Here is a 16004-nt window from a genome sequence, read left to right as displayed (position 1 = left end):
TAGGCTCGACGGGTGGTTCGTCCCGAGCAGTAGGGGGTATCCGGCGTGGTGCAATCGACGGAGCGGCACGGCGTGCGCACGCGCGGCGGTCGCGGATCTCTCGCCTTCCTCTCGATCGTCCTGGCCGGGGTCGTGCTCGCGGCGGGGTGCGGGCAGCAGGACTCCGGGTCCGATGCCGAGTCGCAGCAGGATCAGACGACGTCCGAGGCGAACCTCGTGCCCGAGGACGTGGTCGTCGCGCTGGACGGAGTGCAGAGCTACTTCCCTGAGATCGAGCGACAGACCGCGACGGGTGAGAACTCCACGGCGGCCGGTGCCCCCGAAGCGACGCGAATGGTCATCTACGAAGGCGGCGACGGGCGAAGGGTCACCATCTCCGTGGATCAATACGCCAGCTCCGCTGCGGCGTCCGCCGCGTTCGAGCAGGCGATCGGCAAGAGTGAAGTCGTGCCGGGTTTCGTGGCGCTGCCCGCGCCGGCAGGCGTCGGCGACAAGGCGTTCGCCGGTGCCGTCACTCAGGGCGAAGACACGCACATCGGGTACGGCGCGCTCGACGGCGCATATGTCGTCGGGGTGACCTCGGCCGGCTATCCGGCCACTCCCGAGAACGTCGACAAGCTGACCGGTCTCACTCGGGACGCGGTCGCGAAAGCCACCACGGCATAGGGCCCGCGCCAACACCGCGTCAGGATTGCGGTCGCCGGAGTCAGATCGGCGTCAAGACCCGCCGAATCCTCGCGCGACGGGGGTAGATCTGGAACTGAATCCCCGAGTCGGCCCACCCACGGCCGTCGACGGATCGAGGAGGTTCCGATGACGCTTCATCTTCCCCATCTGTTCGCGCACGAGCAGTCGCGCCAGAACACGCTGCTCGACCTGTCGGTCCTCGGTGCGACCGGCCCGGGCATCGAGGATGCGCTGCGCGCAGTGACGGAACAGCCGCAACCGCGGCTCGTCGGTTTTCGCTGCGCCGCGGATTCCGAAGCCATCGACGACGCGATCGCGCTGATGGAACAGGTCCGGCGCGACTACGGGGTGATCCTGACGGAGCTGGTCCTGGCGGACGCGGATCGGGTCGATCTGCGCGAGGCCGTCGACGAAGCCCTGGACGAGGCCTGCGCCCGGAACCGGTTCCCCCGCCCGAGTGTCGTGTTCACCGGGCGCCCGGCTGTTTCCGCCTTGACGAAATCTTGACGCCGTCACCCCTTGCGCCCGGTTGAACGTGCGTTTAGCGTACTAAACATGCGTTCAACCAGTGCCGCTTCCGGGGTCCCGCAACCCGACATGACCACCCGCGCCCGAGTGCGCGACGCGGCCATCACGGTGTTCGGCAATCACGGTTTCGGCACTGGAGTGCGGGCGATCGCCACTGCCGCCGGGGTGTCACCCGGCCTGGTCATCCATCATTTCGGTTCGAAGGACGGTCTGCGCGCCGAATGCGACGAGCACGTTCTGCGGATCATCCGGGAACAGAAGGCGGAGGCCATCTCGACGCCCGGACCGGCGGGAGCCATGCAGGCTCTCGCCGACATCGAGCAGTACGCCCCGCTCGTCGCGTACATCGTGCGGAGTTTCCAGGCGGGCGGAGGTCTCGGCGAATCCCTCTTCGAGCACATGGTGGAAGACACCACGCAGTACCTCGAACTGGGAGTGGCGACCGGAAGTGTCCGGCCCAGCCGCAACCCGGCGGCGCGGGCCCGCTACCTGACCCTCTACAACGTCGGCGCGATGCTGCTCTACCTGCAGATGCGCGCCGACAAGGAAGTTCCGCTCGATTACGCCACCGCCATCCGCGACCTCGCCACCGACGTCACGCTGCCCGCCCTCGAGATGTACACCGAGGGTCTGCTGCCGGATTCGTCGATGCTCGAGGCATATCTGGCCACCGAAGACGGCGCCGCGCAGGCGGGTGCGGCACCCCCAGAACATACCGACTCCCCGAACTAGGAGCAGCTATGAGCGCGATCATCGAAGTGCGCAACCTGGTGAAGACGTTCGGACGAACCCGGGCGCTGGACGGACTCGACCTCGAGGTCGGCGAAGGGGAAGTGCATGGATTCCTCGGGCCGAACGGGGCAGGCAAGTCCACCACCATCCGCGTCCTCCTCGGCAGCCTGCACCCCGACAGCGGTGAGGCCACCGTGTTCGGCCGCGATCCGTGGCGCGACGCCGTCGCACTGCACCTCGACATGGCCTACGTCCCCGGCGACGTGACACTGTGGCCGTCGTTGTCCGGCGGCGAGACCATCGACCTCCTCGCGCGGATGCGCGGCGGACTGGACGAGACCCGCAAGAAGGATCTGATCGAGCGTTTCGACCTCGACCCGCGGAAGAAGGGGCGAGCGTATTCGAAGGGCAATCGGCAGAAGGTGGCCCTGGTGTCGGCGTTTTCGTCCGACGCCCGCCTGCTGCTGCTCGACGAGCCGACGTCGGGGCTGGATCCGTTGATGGAGCAGGTGTTCCGTGAGTGCGTGGGCGAGGCCCGCGACCGCGGGGTGACGGTGCTGCTATCCAGTCACATCCTGTCCGAGGTGGAGGCGCTGTGCGAGCGGGTCACCATCATCAGGTCGGGGCGGACCGTCGAATCCGGGACACTGGCGTCGATGCGGCACCTCAGCCGAACGTCGATCACTGCCGAACTTCTCGGTGATCCCGGCGATCTGAGTCGCATCGACGGCGTGGCGGACATCCAGTTCGACGGGACGACGCTGCACTGCCAGGTCGACAGCGAGCATCTCGGCGAACTCATCCGGGTGCTCGGCGACACGGGGGTGCGGAGCCTCGTCAGCAAGCCCCCGACCCTCGAAGAACTCTTCCTGCGGCACTACGAGATCGACGACGGCCCGACGGCGTCGTCCGACACGGTGGAGAAGGTGCGGGCATGACTACCGCGACGGTGCCCCGGTTCCGGCCCGTGGAACCGGCGCCGGTATCTTCCTCGGATTTCACGGGGACGCTGCACTTTCTGCGGTTGTTCCTGCGCCGGGACCGGATCGCGCTGCCCCTGTGGGTGCTGATCTTCGCGTTCGCGCCCGCGCTGTACGTCACGAGCATCGCCGACATCTACACCTCGCCGGCCGACCTGGCGGAGTTCGCGGCCACCACGGCGGCCAGCCCCGCGCAGATCGCCATGTACGGGCCGATCTTCAACTCCAGCCTCGGTTCGGTGGGGGTCTGGAAGGCCGGCATCTACTACACGCTGATCGGGCTGGTGGTGATCCTGACCGTCATCCGGCACACCCGCGCCGAGGAAGAGACCGGCCGGGCCGAGCTTCTCGACTCCACCGCCGTCGGACGGTATTCAGGTCTGACCGCGGCGCTGATCCTCGCCGGTGGTGCCTCCGTCATCACCGGGATTCTCTGTGCGGCAGCGTTACTCGCCCGCGACCTCCCGGTGGGCGGCTCGGTGGCCTTCGGGACGTCGCTGGCCTGCTCCGGTCTGGTGTTCACGGCGGTGGCGGCCGTTGCGGCCCAGGTGAGCACCGGCGCCCGCGTCGCGCGCGGCATCGCGTTGACGGTGCTGGGCGTCGCGTTCGCGTTGCGCGCGGTCGGTGACGCCGGCAGCGGCACCCTGTCGTGGTTCTCGCCGCTCGGCTGGGCCTTGCAGATCCGTCCGTATGCCGACGAACGCTGGTGGGTCGTTATCCCCAGCCTGGTTACGGCGGCCGTACTCACCTGGGCGGCATACGCTCTCCTGCGCCGTCGCGATGTCGGCGCCGGCCTGATCGCCGAACGGCCCGGTCCCACCGACGCATCGCCTGCGCTCGCCGGAACCCTCGGGCTTGCGTGGCGGATGCACCGCGGCACACTCGCGGCCTGGACCGCCGGGCTCGGACTGTACGGACTGCTGATCGGCAGCGCCGCGAACGGCGTCGGCGGCCAGGTCGGCAACAGTCAGACGATCCGCGACATCATCCTGCGGATGGGTGGGTCGCAGTCGCTGGAGGAATCGTTCATCGGCTACGCGTTCACCATGCTCGCCATCGCGGCCGCGGCCTACGCGATCTCCGCGTCGTTGCGGTTGTACTCGGAGGAGAACGCTCAGCGTCTCGAGCCCGTGACCGCCGGTTCCGTCGGCCGGGTCCGGTGGGCGTCGAGCCACATCCTGTTCGCGTTGCTGGGTCCGGCGGTCGCGATGGTGGTGGCCGGGGTGGCCGGCGGGCTCACCTACGGCGCGTCCGTCGGCGACGTGGGTGGGGCCCTGCCCGGCGTGGTCGGGGCGGCGCTCGTGCAGCTTCCCGCGATCTGGATGCTGGCCGGAGTGACGGTCCTGCTGTTCGGTGTCGTTCCGCGGTTCACGCCGGTGGCGTGGGGAGTGCTCGTCGCGTTCCTGCTGATCTTCATGGTGGGGTCGATCGCGCAGTTCCCGCAGGCGGTACTGAATCTCGAACCGTTCAGCCACGCTCCGAAGCTGCCGGGCGGCCAGTTCGAATGGGCGCCGATCGGGTGGCTGCTGCTGATCACGGCCGCGCTGATCGTGGTGGGTGTGGCGGCGTTCCGGCGGCGCGATCTGCGCTGATCCCCGGCCGGTGTGCACACTGAAGGCATGGCACGTGTGCACACCGGCGAGTCCGTCCTGGCCCGGACGGTGCGGATCGTCGAATCGTTCCGTTCCGACGATTCGCTGCTCACGGTGTCCGAGATCGCCCGGCGGTCCGGTCTCCACATCTCCACGACGTCGCGGCTGATCGACGAACTGGTGGGATGCGGCTGGCTCGAGCGTGAGGACCGGAAGGTGCGGATCGGGGTGCGCCTGTGGGAGGTCGCGTCGCGGGCGTCCCCGACCCTCGGGCTCAGGGAAGCGGCGATGCCGTTCATGGAGGACCTACACGCCGTCGTCGGGCAGCACACGCAACTCGGTGTCCTCGAAGGCGACGAGGTGTTGTTCATCGAGCGACTCACGGCGCCGGGAGCCGTCGTCAACTACACGCGCATCGCCGGCCGGATGCCGCTGCACGTCTCTTCGTCCGGGCTGATCCTGCTCGCGCACGGACCGTCGGAGCTGCAGGAACGGATCCTCGGGGCGCCGTTGAAGGTGTTCACCGACAAGACGATTCGTACCCCACGACAGTTGCGGGGTGTGCTGGCGGACGTGCGCCGGCACGGCTACATCCTCTGTGCCGGTCACCTGTACCCGGACACGACGGGTGTCGCGGTTCCGGTGCGGGACGGCACCGGCAAGGTGATCGCCGCGCTGTCGGTCGTCGTGCCGAACGACGAGAAGGCGTACGCGCAGATCCCCGCGCTGCAGGCGGCCGCGAAGGGCATCACCCGGGTGATGACGACCGCGTCGAAGTAGGCCCTCCGCGGTGGACTATCCGACCCGCCCGTGCCACGGTGGAATCGGAACCACTTCTCCCGGAAAGCGCAGCGCCATGGAAAGCACCGCACAACCCAGCCCCCTGGAATGCCCGGACTGCCACGCCCTCACCGCGGATCTCGAGGCCCACAAACACTGGCATTCCCGGCTCGTGCACGACATCGCCACCGCGGTCGACAAGGACATCAGCCGACGGGCACACACCACCTGACTCAGTCGGCAGACACGGCGAGCACGACTTTTCCGCGCACCTGCCCGTCGACGAGGCGACGGAGGGCCGTGGTGGCCTCGCCCAGCGGGTACGTCCGCTCGACGACCGGTGTGACGTCTCCCGACTCGACGAGGTCGCGGAGCACGCGCAGGTCGGTGCCGTCCTCCTTCGAGACGAACGCGCACAGCGTCCGACTCGAGAAGGGGGACAGCGCCAGCGCGCGGAGTTGGCGATCCGTGCCGCCCAGCCACCGTCCGTCCGTTTCGCCGCCGACGATGACGAGTCTCCCGCGCGGAGTGAGGACCCGGCGCAGCCGCGACAGCGACGTGTTGCCGCCGATGTCGAGGACGACGTCGTAGCGTCGTCCGAGCCGGGTGACGTCGTCGGTTGCGTAGTCGACGACGTGATCGGTGCCGGTCGACCGGACCAGGTCGACCTTCGCGGTGCTGCACACGCCGGTGACCTCCGCGCCGTACGCCTTGGCGATCTGCACGGCGAACGTGCCCACACCGCCGGAGGCGCCGAGGATCAGCACCGACTGCCCCGCCGCGACCCTGCCGTGGTCGCGTACCGCCTGCAGCGCCGTGAGCCCGGAGATCGCGATCGCCGCGGCCTGCTCGAACGTCAGGTCGGCCGGCTTGTGCGCGAGTTTGGCCGCGGGCGCGCACGCGTACTCCGCGAACGTCCCGGTGCCGATGCCGAAGACGTCGTCGCCGGGCCGGAATCCGGTGACGCCGGGGCCGACCGCTTCGACGCGCCCGGCGAGGTCCATCCCGGGAACGGCGACCTTGGGCCTGCGGAGGCCGTACCCGGCGAGGCGCAACGGGTACGGGAGTCCGGTCACGAGGTGCGCCACGCCGCGATCGACTCCCGCCGCGTGCACTCGGACCAGCACCTGTTCGGCGGCAGGAACGGGTATCGCGACGTCCCGCAGTTCGAGGATCTCGGGCGGCCCGTAGACGTCCCGGACGACGGCCTTCATCGTGCCGCGTTGGTGCTCGGACGCGGAAGTGGGGCGTTCGGGTTCGGTCGGTGACTCCATTGTCGGGGCTCCGTTCGGAGAGTGATCGGCCATCTGCTTACAGCGTACGCTTACAATGTAAGCCTGATGCGTACAACGTTTAACTGTCCCGATGGAGGATGAGCGATGACGGAACTCCGTGTTCCCCTGACCCGGGAGCGCGTCCTGCGCGCCGCCGTCGACCTTGCCGACGACAGCGGTGTCGACGCGCTCACGATGCGCCGGATCGCGCAGGCGCTCGGGGTGGAGGCGATGTCGCTGTACCGCCACGTGAAGAACAAGCCCGACCTCCTCGACGGCATGGTCGACGTCGTCTTCGGCGAGATCGACCTGCCGCAGACCGGGCTCGATTGGAAGACCGCGATGCGCCGGCGGGCGATCTCCGCACGCGACGTGCTCGCTCGGCACCGCTGGGCCACCGTTCTGATGGAGTCCCGCGCGACGCCCGGTCCCGCGACGCTCCGCCACCACGACGCGGTGCTGGGGATTCTGCGGGCAGCGGGATTCTCCATCGAGCTTGCCGCGCACGCCTTCTCGGTGCTGGACAGCTATATCTACGGGTTCGCGATGCAGGAGGCGAGTCTGCCGTTCGGCTCCTCCGGCGAACTCGCCGACGTGGCGGAGGCGATCCTGGCGAGTGTCCGGGCCGACGAGTACCCCCACCTCACCGAGTTCGTGACGGAGCACGCGATGGCTCCCGGCTACGACTTCGGCGACGAGTACGAGTACGGGCTGGATCTCGTTCTGGACGGACTCGAGCGTGTGACGGCACCGGAAATTCGCCTGGGGGAGTGACCTCGGTTGCGGCCTCGACTTTCAACTATTGAAAATGCTCTGGCGGCTCGGCCCCTGCTCGGAAGATCCTCGAACAAACGCGAGATCGAGGAGTCGAGATGCCACAGAACCCGGTTTCTTCCGGTGCGCCAGCGGACGCGGCGCTGCGAGTTGTCGCCAAAGAGGTTGTCGCGGAGGGTGTCGTAGCGCTGACCTTGCGGCACCCGGACGGCCGGCGGCTGCCGGACTGGGCGCCCGGCGCCCACATCGACCTGATGCTCCCGAACGGGCTGACCCGCCAGTACTCGCTGTGCGGTGACCGTTGGGACGCGCACACCTACCGGGTCGGGGTGCTGCGGGAACCCGCCGGCCGCGGCGGGTCCGCGTACGTCCACGACGAACTGGCCGAGGGCGACGTCCTCGGGGTCGGCGGCCCGCGCAACAACTTCCAGCTCGCCCCCGCGCCGAGGTACCTGTTCATCGCCGGCGGTATCGGAATCACTCCGCTGCTGCCGATGATCCGCCAGGTGGAACTGATGGGAGTCGAGTGGCAACTCCTGTACGGCGGCCGCTCCCGGACGTCCATGGCGTTCCGGGACGAACTCGCCGGCTACGGCGACCGGGTGGTCGTCGTGCCCCGGGACGAGCAGGGCCACCCCGACCTGCCCGCGTATCTCGCCGCCGCGGCCGCCGCCGAGACGAAGGTCTACGTGTGCGGACCCGGGCCGCTGCTCGCGGCCGTCGAAAGCTGTTGCGCCGACTGGCGTGTGGGCTCGCTACGGACCGAGCGTTTCGTGCCGCAGGACCGGGGCGCACCGCTGCGCGACGTACCGTTCGAGGTGGAACTCGCGCGCTCCGGCCTCGCGGTGACGGTGACTCCCGGCGCCAGCGTCCTCGACGCGGTGCAGGCGGCCGGGGTCAACGTCCTGTCCTCGTGCCGCGAGGGCACGTGCGGGACCTGCGAGACGACCGTCCTTGCCGGCGCCCCCGACCACCGCGATTCCGTCCTCGATGACGACGAGCGATCCGCAGGCGACTGCATGCTCATCTGCGTCTCACGGTCGTGCTCCGACCGTCTCGTGCTCGATCTCTGACACACCCAGCGAAGGGATTTCCCGTGACGATGTTCGCCCCCGCCCCCGCGTTGCCCGTCAGCGACGCCGACCCGTTCGCCCTCGACGTCCTGCAGGACCCGTTGCCGTTCCAGGCGGACCTGCGGGATGCGGGCCCGGTCGTGTACCTGCGGCGCTACGACGTCTTCGCGCTCGGTCGCTACGAGCAGGTCCATGCCGCGCTGACCGACTGGCAGTCGTTCCACTCCGCCGCCGGGGTCGGGTTGAGCAACTTCCGGTACGAGACCCCGTGGCGGCCCCCGAGCATCCTGCTCGAGGCCGACCCGCCGCACCACGACGCCCCGCGGGCGGTGCTGAGCAAAATTCTGGGTCCGCGCGCACTGCAGAAGCTCAGGGCGTCGTGGATTCGGGACGCAGACATCCTTGTCGACCAGTTGCTCTCTAACACAACCGAATTCGACGCGGTCACCGACCTCGCTGCCGCGTTCCCGCTGCGGGTCTTCCCGGATGCCGTCGGCATCTCCGGCACCGGACGGGAGAACCTGCTGCCGTACGGGGACCACGCCTTCAACAGTTTCGGTCCGCTCAACAGCCTGGTGGAGAAGGGGGCGCCCCGGGTAGCCGAACTGTCCGGCTGGGTCAACGAGCAGTGCGCGCGCGACGCGCTCACCGGCGACGGCTTCGGTGCGCAGATCTGGGCGGCGGCGGACCGAGGCGACATCACGTACGAGCAGGCGCCGCTCGCCGTGCGCTCGCTGCTGACGGCAGGAGTGGACACCACGGTCAACGGGCTCGCGGCCGTGCTCTACGCGTTCGCGCGGCATCCGGAGCAGTGGGCGAGGCTGCGCGAGAATCGCACGCTGGCCCGGACGGCGTTCGACGAGGCCGTGCGGTGGGAGTCACCGGTCCAGACGTTCTTCCGCACGGCCACGCGTGACACCGAGATCGGCGGCACGGTGATCCCCGACGGCAGGAAGATTCTGATGTTCCTCGGCGCCGCGAACCGTGATCCGCGCAGGTGGGACAATCCGGACGCGTTCGATCTCGGCCGGAATCCGTCCGGGCACGTGGGGTACGGGATGGGCATCCACCAGTGCGTCGGCCAGCATGTCGCCCGCCTCGAATCGGAGGCGTTGCTGACGGCGCTGGCATCCCGGGTGGAGTCGCTGGAGATCGCCGGGCCGGTGCGCCGTCACCTCAACAACACGCTGCGGTCGTGGGAATCGGTGCCGGTGCGGGTGCGGCTCGCCTGACCATACGTACGTATGTATTGACAGGAGTTCGGTCTGTTGTAGCTGGTTACGACGTGTCGGAGGCGGACTCGTCGATGTCGAAGAGTTCGCCGATCAGACCGCCCAGGAATCGCCGGTGCTGCGAGGACACTTCGGCCGCCGCTTCGCCGTCCCGGGTTGCGCACAGGGCGATCAGTTTGTCGTGGTGTTCGATGGCGTCCTGCCAGCCGCGGAGGCTGGAGAACTTGCGGTAGTAGATCCGGTGGATCTGCGGGTGCACCTGGTGCATGAGCCGCTTGAGCAGTGGGTTGGCGGCCGCCTCGACGATGATGCCGTGAAGGGTGTCGTCCGCGGCGAGGGCGGCACCGATGTCGTTGGCCTTGATCGCCTGCGCGAGGTCGTCGTTGGCGCTGCGCATCACGGCGATCATGTCGTCGGTGAGGTTGGGAACCCCCGTCTTCACGGCCAGCTGGTCCAGAACTTCCATCACTGCGAGCGTTGATTCGACGTCGGCGCGGTTCAGCGGGGTGATCCGGGTGAAGGCGGCGGGTTTGGCCTCGACGAGTCCGGTGTCGATCAGGCGTGCAAGCGCCTCACGGACCGGGGTCCGGCTCAAGCCCAGATGTTCAGCCAGTTCGCTGTCTTTGACCTTGGATCCGGGCGCGAGTTCACCGGTGACGATCGCGTCGCAGATCCGCTCGAACGCGACGTCGCTCATGCGAGGGCGCTCCACCGGATTATCACGCAACATACTGGATACTGTAACTCTGCAGGCCGCACGCTCCTGGGGCCGCGTGGGCGAGTGCCGAGCCGTGAAGACGCAGTGAACATCTTCCGTCACTAAACCAATATATTGGATGTGGTGTACTGTTCGACGAGCGGCGATCGACGTCATAGACCCTGTCGAGTAGAACGGCGAATAGGTGTTGGTGGAAAAGTTGAGCGAGTGCGATGTGCGGATCGAGCACGACTCGATTGGAGATCTGGCGGTACCGGCGCGGGCGTACTACGGCGTCCACACCGCCCGCGCGATGGAGAATTTCGCGATCACCGGGTCAGCGATCGGTCAGTACCCGGCGCTGGTTGCATCGCTGGCGACAGTGAAACAGGCTGCCTGCCAAGCGAACCGGGACCTGGGTCTCATCGATGACCGGCGCGCCGATGCCATTGTGGCCGCGTGCGCGGAGATCCGCGGCGGGGCGCTGTTCGACCAGTTTCCGATCGACCCGATCCAGGGCGGTGCGGGTACCTCGTCGAACATGAACGCCAACGAGGTCATTGCGAATCGTGCTCTCGAGATCCTGGGGTTCGGACGCGGCGCCTACACCGAACTCGACCCCCTCACCCATGTGAACCTGGGGCAGTCCACCAACGACGTGTATCCGACCGCGATCAAGCTGGCGCTGGTCGAGCATCTCCGGCGGTTGATCGCTTCGCTCGGCCTGCTCGCGGAGTCGTTCGAGCGCAAGTCGATCGAATTCGACGACATCGTCAAGATGGGTCGGACCCAACTGCAGGACGCGGTACCGATGACCCTGGGTCAGGAGTTCGCGGCCTACTCGATCATGTTGAACGAGGACTGCGCCCGGCTCTCCGAGGGAGCGCTTCTGCTGTTGGAATCCAACCTCGGTGGCACCGCCATCGGCACCGGGATCAACGGCCATCCCGAGTACTCCGCGCTCGCCTGCAACTACTTGCGTGAGTTGACCGGTGAACCGGTCGTCCCGGCAGGCAATCTCATCGAGGCCACCCAGGATTGCGGAGCATTCGTCCAGGTCTCCGGCATCCTCAAACGTGTCGCCGTGAAACTGTCCAAGACGTGCAACGATCTGCGGCTCACGTCCTCAGGGCCGACGGCGGGGCTCGGCGAGATCAATCTGCCTCCGGCCCAGGCCGGTTCGTCGATCATGCCCGGCAAGGTCAACCCGGTCATCCCCGAAATGGTCAACCAGGTCGCGTTCGAGGTGATCGGGAACGATCTGACGGTCACGATGGCCGCCGAGGGTGGGCAACTTCAGCTCAACGCGTTCGAACCCGTGATCGTCTACAGCTTGCTGCGCTCGACGACGCACCTGGCCGCGGCAGCGGACACCCTGGCTGTGAAGTGCGTCGACGGGATCACCGCCAACCGCGACCACCTCGAGAGGGGGGTGCGGCGCTCGATCGGCATCGTCACCGCGCTCTCGCCGTTCATCGGGTACACCGCCAGCGCGGACATCGCCAAGCGGGCCCTGGCGACCGGCGCCTACGTCGGCGACCTCGCCGTCGACGACGGTCTGCTCACCCAGGCGCAGGTCGACGACATCCTGTCGCCCCGTCGGCTCGCCGGCCTGCTCACCGCGCCCACCGTGGACCGCGAATTCGCCGCGCTCGACCCCGTCACCGGTGTCGCCGCGCACTGATCGACGCATCCCACCCCGCACTATCGAGAGAAACGAGAATCGGATGACCCTCACATCTCCGGCACAGGCCGTCGCAGTCCCCGCGACACATGCGCGCTCCTGGCTCCTGGTCGCGGGCTCGCGCCCGGAAGAGTTCGCCGCAGCCACGAACTCGGCGGCCGACGCAGTCATCTTCGACCTCGAGGACGGCGTCGTTCCGGCCTCGAAAACGCGGGCCCGCGACCATGTGGCCGGCTTCCTCGCCGGTGGGGGTGCTGGGTGGGTGCGCATCAACAATGTCACCACCGCGGACTGGGCCGATGATCTGGACGCGATCCGCGGGCTCCCCGGCCTGCGCGGCGTGATGCTCGCCAAGACCGAATCCGCGGACCACGTCGACCGCACGGCCGCCGAGCTGCCGCAGACGCCGATCCTCGCCCTGGTCGAATCGGCGCGGGGCGTGGAGTTCGCCTTCGAAATCGCCTCGGCGGACTCGACGACCCGAATAGCGTTCGGCACCGGCGACTTCCGCCGGGACACCGGCGCGGGCGATGCCCCCGACGCATTGGCGTACGCGCGGGGGCGACTCGTCGTCGCCAGCCGCGCCGCCGGGATCTCCGGTCCCATCGACGGCCCGTGCCTGACGGGCGAACCCGATCTCACCGACGCCTTGGCCGTCACCAGGACGATGGGCATGACCGGCAAGCTCTGCATGCGTGCCGGTGACACGGCAACCGTCAATCGTGAACTGTCCCCGCAACACACCGACGTGGCTTGGGCCACCGAGGTCATCGCACAGCTCGGCGCACAGGGCGAGAACGTCGCCGACGGCAGCGACCTCCCCAAACTCGCTCGCGCCTTGCGAATCACCCACCTGGCCGACGTCTTCTCGGTGTCGGCCTGAGATTGTCGTCCGTCGACTCCGACCAGTCCCGGTCGCGGGTGTAGAGCAGTTCCGCAGCGCGCACGGCGAGCCAGAGCTCGGACAGTGAATTGGTGTCCGCCAGGTCGCGGGACGTCAGCGCCTCGACCTTGCGGATGCGGTACATGACGGTCTGCCGGTGAATGTGCATCGCCTGCGCGGTCTGCTGCCACGACCGCTGGTTCTGCAGGAACGCGTCGAGTGTTTCGACGAGTCTCGAGTTGTGCTGTTCGTCGTAGTCCAGAACCGGGCGCAGGATCCTGTCCACCAGGGTTTGTGCGTCGGCCACGCTCGACAGCCCGACCCACGGGACGGCGCTGCCGTATCGGGAAACGATCGTCTCGCGTCGTTCGGCGATCGACAGTGCCCACAGGGCCTCCCGGGCCGCATCCTGAAAACGTGCGAGGGACCCGAGGGTTCGGCTGATGCCGATGCGGGCGGTCGGGCCCAGCGCGCGGGACAGCACGGAGTCGGTGCCCGGGCCGTCCGGCACGAGGACGTGCGCGGTACCCATGCGCACCAGGCACAGATACGGAAGGGTGTGCCGCCACAGCGAATTGTGCAGTTCGAGCATCCGTTCCGGCTCTTCGCTGCGCGCCGCCACCAACACGGCGGACTCGGGTTTCAAGCCGAGATCGGCGAGCTGGGCGGTGACCCCGGCGATGTCCATGCGTCCTTCGAGCATCTGGGTGAGAAGCCCTGAACCGTAACGGCGTTCGTGTTCGAGCATCAACTGTGTCTGCGACAGTTCGATGGCGACCACGGTGGCAGCGTGCTGGAGTTGGATCGGGTCGACGCCGACCCGTGGATCGCTCAGCGTGACGAGTGCGGCGCCCGCGTGGCGGGGGATGTCGGTGAGCATCGCCGCCCGGTCGCCGACCGCCGGAAGTCCGTACGCTCCGCCCGCCACGTTCTTCGACGCCTCGGACAACGCCACCACGGCGTCGCTGATCGTCGGGTCCAGCGGGGTCGTGCCCGGAAACCAGGGCTCCCCGGTGGCGCGGTCGCACACCTGAATCTCGCAACCCAGTTCGCGCGCGAGTGCAGACAGAAGGTCGGCGGGCGCGGCGCCGCGGGCGGTGTGCCTGCGGATCAGGTCGTAGATCCGGACGGTGCGAGCGAGGCGATGCGACTGGTCGACGAGGGTGGCTTCGGCCACCGACCGGGAAATGGCGACGAAGGGGAGTGGGTATCGGATCCACAGGACCGGGAAGCCCAGTTCGTCGCTGGTGCGTGTGAATGCCGCCGTCAGGCGCGGGCAGTACATGTTCTCGCCGATGCCCAGCCCGGCTACTCCGGCGGCCGCGAGGTGCCGGACCAGGTCGGCCTGCTCCTTCGCCGACTTCGGGAACGACATGCCGTTGGTCATCAGGAACTCGCCGCCGGTGACCCATCGCCACGGTTCGGGCAGGTCGGAGGTGTGGGTCCAGGAGACCTCGCGACCGAGACCGGACGCCCCGGAATACACCTCCAGGCGCAGGTGCGGGATCTCCACCAGCTCACCGACGGTGACAGCCACGGAGCCTCCTCTGCGTCAATGCCCAATCACGTTTGTGCGATCGAATAAAGCGTAACCACCGGTTTTGCGCATTGGCTACTCGTGCTGCGCCGGAACGGCCAGGCAGTCTGTGTTGGACGTCACAACCGGCAGCACCCGCACTTGATCCAGTCCAGGAGCCCCAATGACTAGAACCGGTCATCTCATAGACGATGCACCGTTGACCTCCTTCCACAAGAAGCTGACAGCGTTCTCCTCCGGCGGGCCGTTCATCGACGGCTTCGCGTTGTCGATCATCGGCGTCGCGCTGATCACCCTCGAACCGGCCATGGAACTCAGCGCAACCGAGATCGGTCTCATCGGCGCGGCCAGTCTGGTCGGTATCTTCGTCGGCGGCGGTGTGTTCGGGTACGTGACGGACAAGATCGGCCGGCACGTCATGTACATCGCCGACCTCGTCGCGCTCGCCGTGTTCTCCGTCCTCTCCGCGTTCTGCGGTGAGGCCTGGCAGGTCATCCTGCTGCGGTTCCTGCTGGGTGTCGCCATCGGCGCCGACTATCCGATCGCCACGTCGCTGCTCGCCGAGTTCCTGCCGAAACGGCAGCGTGGCCGACTGCTGGGTGCCATGTTCGTGGTGTGGGCCGTTGGCGCCGCGGCCGCGTACGTGGTCGGTTTCTTCGCGAGAGGCCTCGGACCCGACGCGTGGCGCTTCCTGCTGGCGAGCCCGGCGATCTTCGCGATCATCACGCTGCTCGCCCGGATGGGCACCCCGGAGTCTCCCCGCTGGCTGATGAGCAAGGGGCGGATGGCGGAGGCCGACGCGTCCATCAAACGCGTCTTCGGCGAGCAGTACGGCGTCGCCGACCTTCCCGAGGAACCCGTCGTCAGCACGTCCTTCTTCCGGGTCTTCCAGAAGCCCTACCTGCGACGCACCATCTTCGTGGCGATCTTCTGGACGGCCCAGGTGATCCCGTTATTCGCGGTGTACACGTTCGCCCCCGACCTTCTCGAGTCCTTCGGGCTGTACGGCGACGCCAACCTGTACGGCGGCTCGCTCCTCATCGCGATCCTGTTCGTGGTCGGCGGCATCCCCGGACTGTGGCTGGTCGAGAAGATCGGCCGCCGGAAGTTGCTGATCGGGTCGTTCGCGATCATCGTCGTCGCCCTCGCCGTGCCCGCGCTGATTCCCGACGTCTCGGCGAAGATCTTCTTCCTCGCACTCGCGGTGTTCGCCATCAGCTCGGGTGCCTCGAGCTTCCTCGAGGTGGTCTACCCGAACGAGTTGTTCCCCACCGAGGTTCGGGCCACCGCGGTCGGTATGGGCACGGCGATCAGCCGCATCGGCTCTGCCGCAGGCACCTATCTGATGCCGATGGCGCTGGTGACGTTCGGAGCCAGCGGGGCGTTGATGATCGGCGCGGTGGTCACCCTGGTCGGACTCGTCGCCTCCATTTTCCTCGCACCGGAGACCCGCGGCGCGTCGCTGTCGGACACCGCGTCGAAAACCGAATCAGAAGTAGAGAAGTCCGCCGATCCCGACCCGGCGCCCGTGACCCGCGCCTGACCTGACAA

16 protein-coding genes are annotated in these 16004 nt (G+C 68.0%); 13 read left to right on the top strand and 3 right to left on the bottom strand.

Features of this window, described 5'->3' with window-relative positions; genetic code table 11:
- Positions 1 to 45 precede the first annotated feature (45 nt).
- The 7 genes from JWS14_RS15505 to JWS14_RS15475 all read left to right on the top strand — a co-directional run bounded on the left by JWS14_RS15505 (position 46) and on the right by JWS14_RS15475 (position 5531).
- Positions 46 to 666: a hypothetical protein gene (locus JWS14_RS15505; protein WP_206013693.1), complete on the top strand. Its 621-nt coding sequence runs from the start codon at positions 46 to 48 to the stop codon at positions 664 to 666.
- Positions 667 to 813: 147 nt separating this feature from the next.
- Positions 814 to 1194: a decarboxylase gene (locus JWS14_RS15500; RefSeq protein WP_072936860.1), complete on the top strand. Its 381-nt coding sequence runs from the start codon at positions 814 to 816 to the stop codon at positions 1192 to 1194.
- A 48-nt stretch (positions 1195 to 1242) separates the two neighbouring features.
- Entirely contained in the window at positions 1243 to 1947 is a 705-nt protein-coding gene (locus tag JWS14_RS15495; RefSeq protein ID WP_072936861.1) for a TetR/AcrR family transcriptional regulator, read from the top strand.
- 8 nt (positions 1948 to 1955) lie between these two features.
- Entirely contained in the window at positions 1956 to 2885 is a 930-nt protein-coding gene (locus JWS14_RS15490; RefSeq protein ID WP_072936862.1) for an ABC transporter ATP-binding protein, read from the top strand.
- On the top strand, positions 2882 to 4519 hold the full coding sequence (locus tag JWS14_RS15485; RefSeq protein ID WP_072936863.1) for an ABC transporter permease: 1638 nt from the start codon (positions 2882 to 2884) through the stop codon (positions 4517 to 4519). Before JWS14_RS15490 ends, JWS14_RS15485 begins: the two co-directional genes overlap by 4 nt.
- A 27-nt stretch (positions 4520 to 4546) precedes the next feature.
- Positions 4547 to 5299: an IclR family transcriptional regulator gene (locus tag JWS14_RS15480; protein WP_206013692.1), complete on the top strand. Its 753-nt coding sequence runs from the start codon at positions 4547 to 4549 to the stop codon at positions 5297 to 5299.
- A 76-nt stretch (positions 5300 to 5375) separates the two neighbouring features.
- Entirely contained in the window at positions 5376 to 5531 is a 156-nt protein-coding gene (locus tag JWS14_RS15475) for a hypothetical protein (protein ID WP_167372198.1), read from the top strand.
- Between the two features lies 1 nt (position 5532).
- Here the strand turns inward: JWS14_RS15475 and JWS14_RS15470 are convergent, their stop codons facing one another.
- Complete coding sequence (locus tag JWS14_RS15470; RefSeq protein ID WP_241031350.1) at positions 5533 to 6573, bottom strand: NAD(P)-dependent alcohol dehydrogenase; 1041 nt, start codon at positions 6571 to 6573, stop codon at positions 5533 to 5535.
- A 105-nt stretch (positions 6574 to 6678) separates the two neighbouring features.
- Between JWS14_RS15470 and JWS14_RS15465 the strand changes: the two genes are divergently transcribed.
- The 3 genes from JWS14_RS15465 (at position 6679) to JWS14_RS15455 (ending at position 9652) form a co-directional block, all read left to right on the top strand.
- A complete protein-coding gene (locus JWS14_RS15465) occupies positions 6679 to 7347 on the top strand; it encodes a TetR/AcrR family transcriptional regulator (protein ID WP_072936865.1) in 669 nt (222 codons plus the stop codon).
- 98 nt (positions 7348 to 7445) lie between these two features.
- Positions 7446 to 8420 carry a PDR/VanB family oxidoreductase gene (locus JWS14_RS15460; protein ID WP_206013691.1) on the top strand — a complete coding sequence of 325 codons (975 nt, stop codon included), beginning with the start codon at positions 7446 to 7448 and terminating at the stop codon, positions 8418 to 8420.
- 29 nt (positions 8421 to 8449) lie between these two features.
- The gene (locus tag JWS14_RS15455) at positions 8450 to 9652 is read left to right on the top strand and encodes a cytochrome P450 (protein WP_206016029.1); all 1203 of its coding nucleotides are present in this window, start codon (positions 8450 to 8452) and stop codon (positions 9650 to 9652) included.
- A 46-nt stretch (positions 9653 to 9698) separates the two neighbouring features.
- Here the strand turns inward: JWS14_RS15455 and JWS14_RS15450 are convergent, their stop codons facing one another.
- The gene (locus tag JWS14_RS15450; protein ID WP_124394783.1) at positions 9699 to 10349 is read right to left on the bottom strand and encodes a GntR family transcriptional regulator; all 651 of its coding nucleotides are present in this window, start codon (positions 10347 to 10349) and stop codon (positions 9699 to 9701) included.
- Positions 10350 to 10584: 235 nt separating this feature from the next.
- On the opposite strand from JWS14_RS15450, the gene JWS14_RS15445 reads away from it, so the two are divergent.
- Both JWS14_RS15445 and JWS14_RS15440 read left to right on the top strand, forming a co-directional pair.
- Positions 10585 to 12033 (top strand): aspartate ammonia-lyase, encoded by a 1449-nt coding sequence (locus JWS14_RS15445; protein ID WP_072936868.1) that lies wholly within the window; start codon positions 10585 to 10587, stop codon positions 12031 to 12033.
- Positions 12034 to 12076: 43 nt separating this feature from the next.
- Positions 12077 to 12916, top strand: a complete 840-nt coding sequence (locus JWS14_RS15440) for an HpcH/HpaI aldolase/citrate lyase family protein (RefSeq protein WP_206013690.1) — start codon at positions 12077 to 12079, stop codon at positions 12914 to 12916.
- Here the strand turns inward: JWS14_RS15440 and JWS14_RS15435 are convergent.
- Complete coding sequence (locus JWS14_RS15435) at positions 12879 to 14453, bottom strand: PucR family transcriptional regulator (protein WP_206013689.1); 1575 nt, start codon at positions 14451 to 14453, stop codon at positions 12879 to 12881. The genes JWS14_RS15440 and JWS14_RS15435 overlap by 38 nt on opposite strands.
- A gap of 163 nt (positions 14454 to 14616) precedes the next feature.
- On the opposite strand from JWS14_RS15435, the gene JWS14_RS15430 reads away from it, so the two are divergent.
- Positions 14617 to 15996: an MFS transporter gene (locus tag JWS14_RS15430; protein WP_072936874.1), complete on the top strand. Its 1380-nt coding sequence runs from the start codon at positions 14617 to 14619 to the stop codon at positions 15994 to 15996.
- Positions 15997 to 16004 lie beyond the last annotated feature (8 nt).

Source organism: Rhodococcus koreensis, from assembly GCF_017068375.1.
Lineage (GTDB): Bacteria > Actinomycetota > Actinomycetes > Mycobacteriales > Mycobacteriaceae > Rhodococcus_F > Rhodococcus_F koreensis.
The sequence above is the reverse complement of the archived record's forward strand: the minus strand, read 5'-3'. Positions and strand labels throughout refer to the sequence as shown.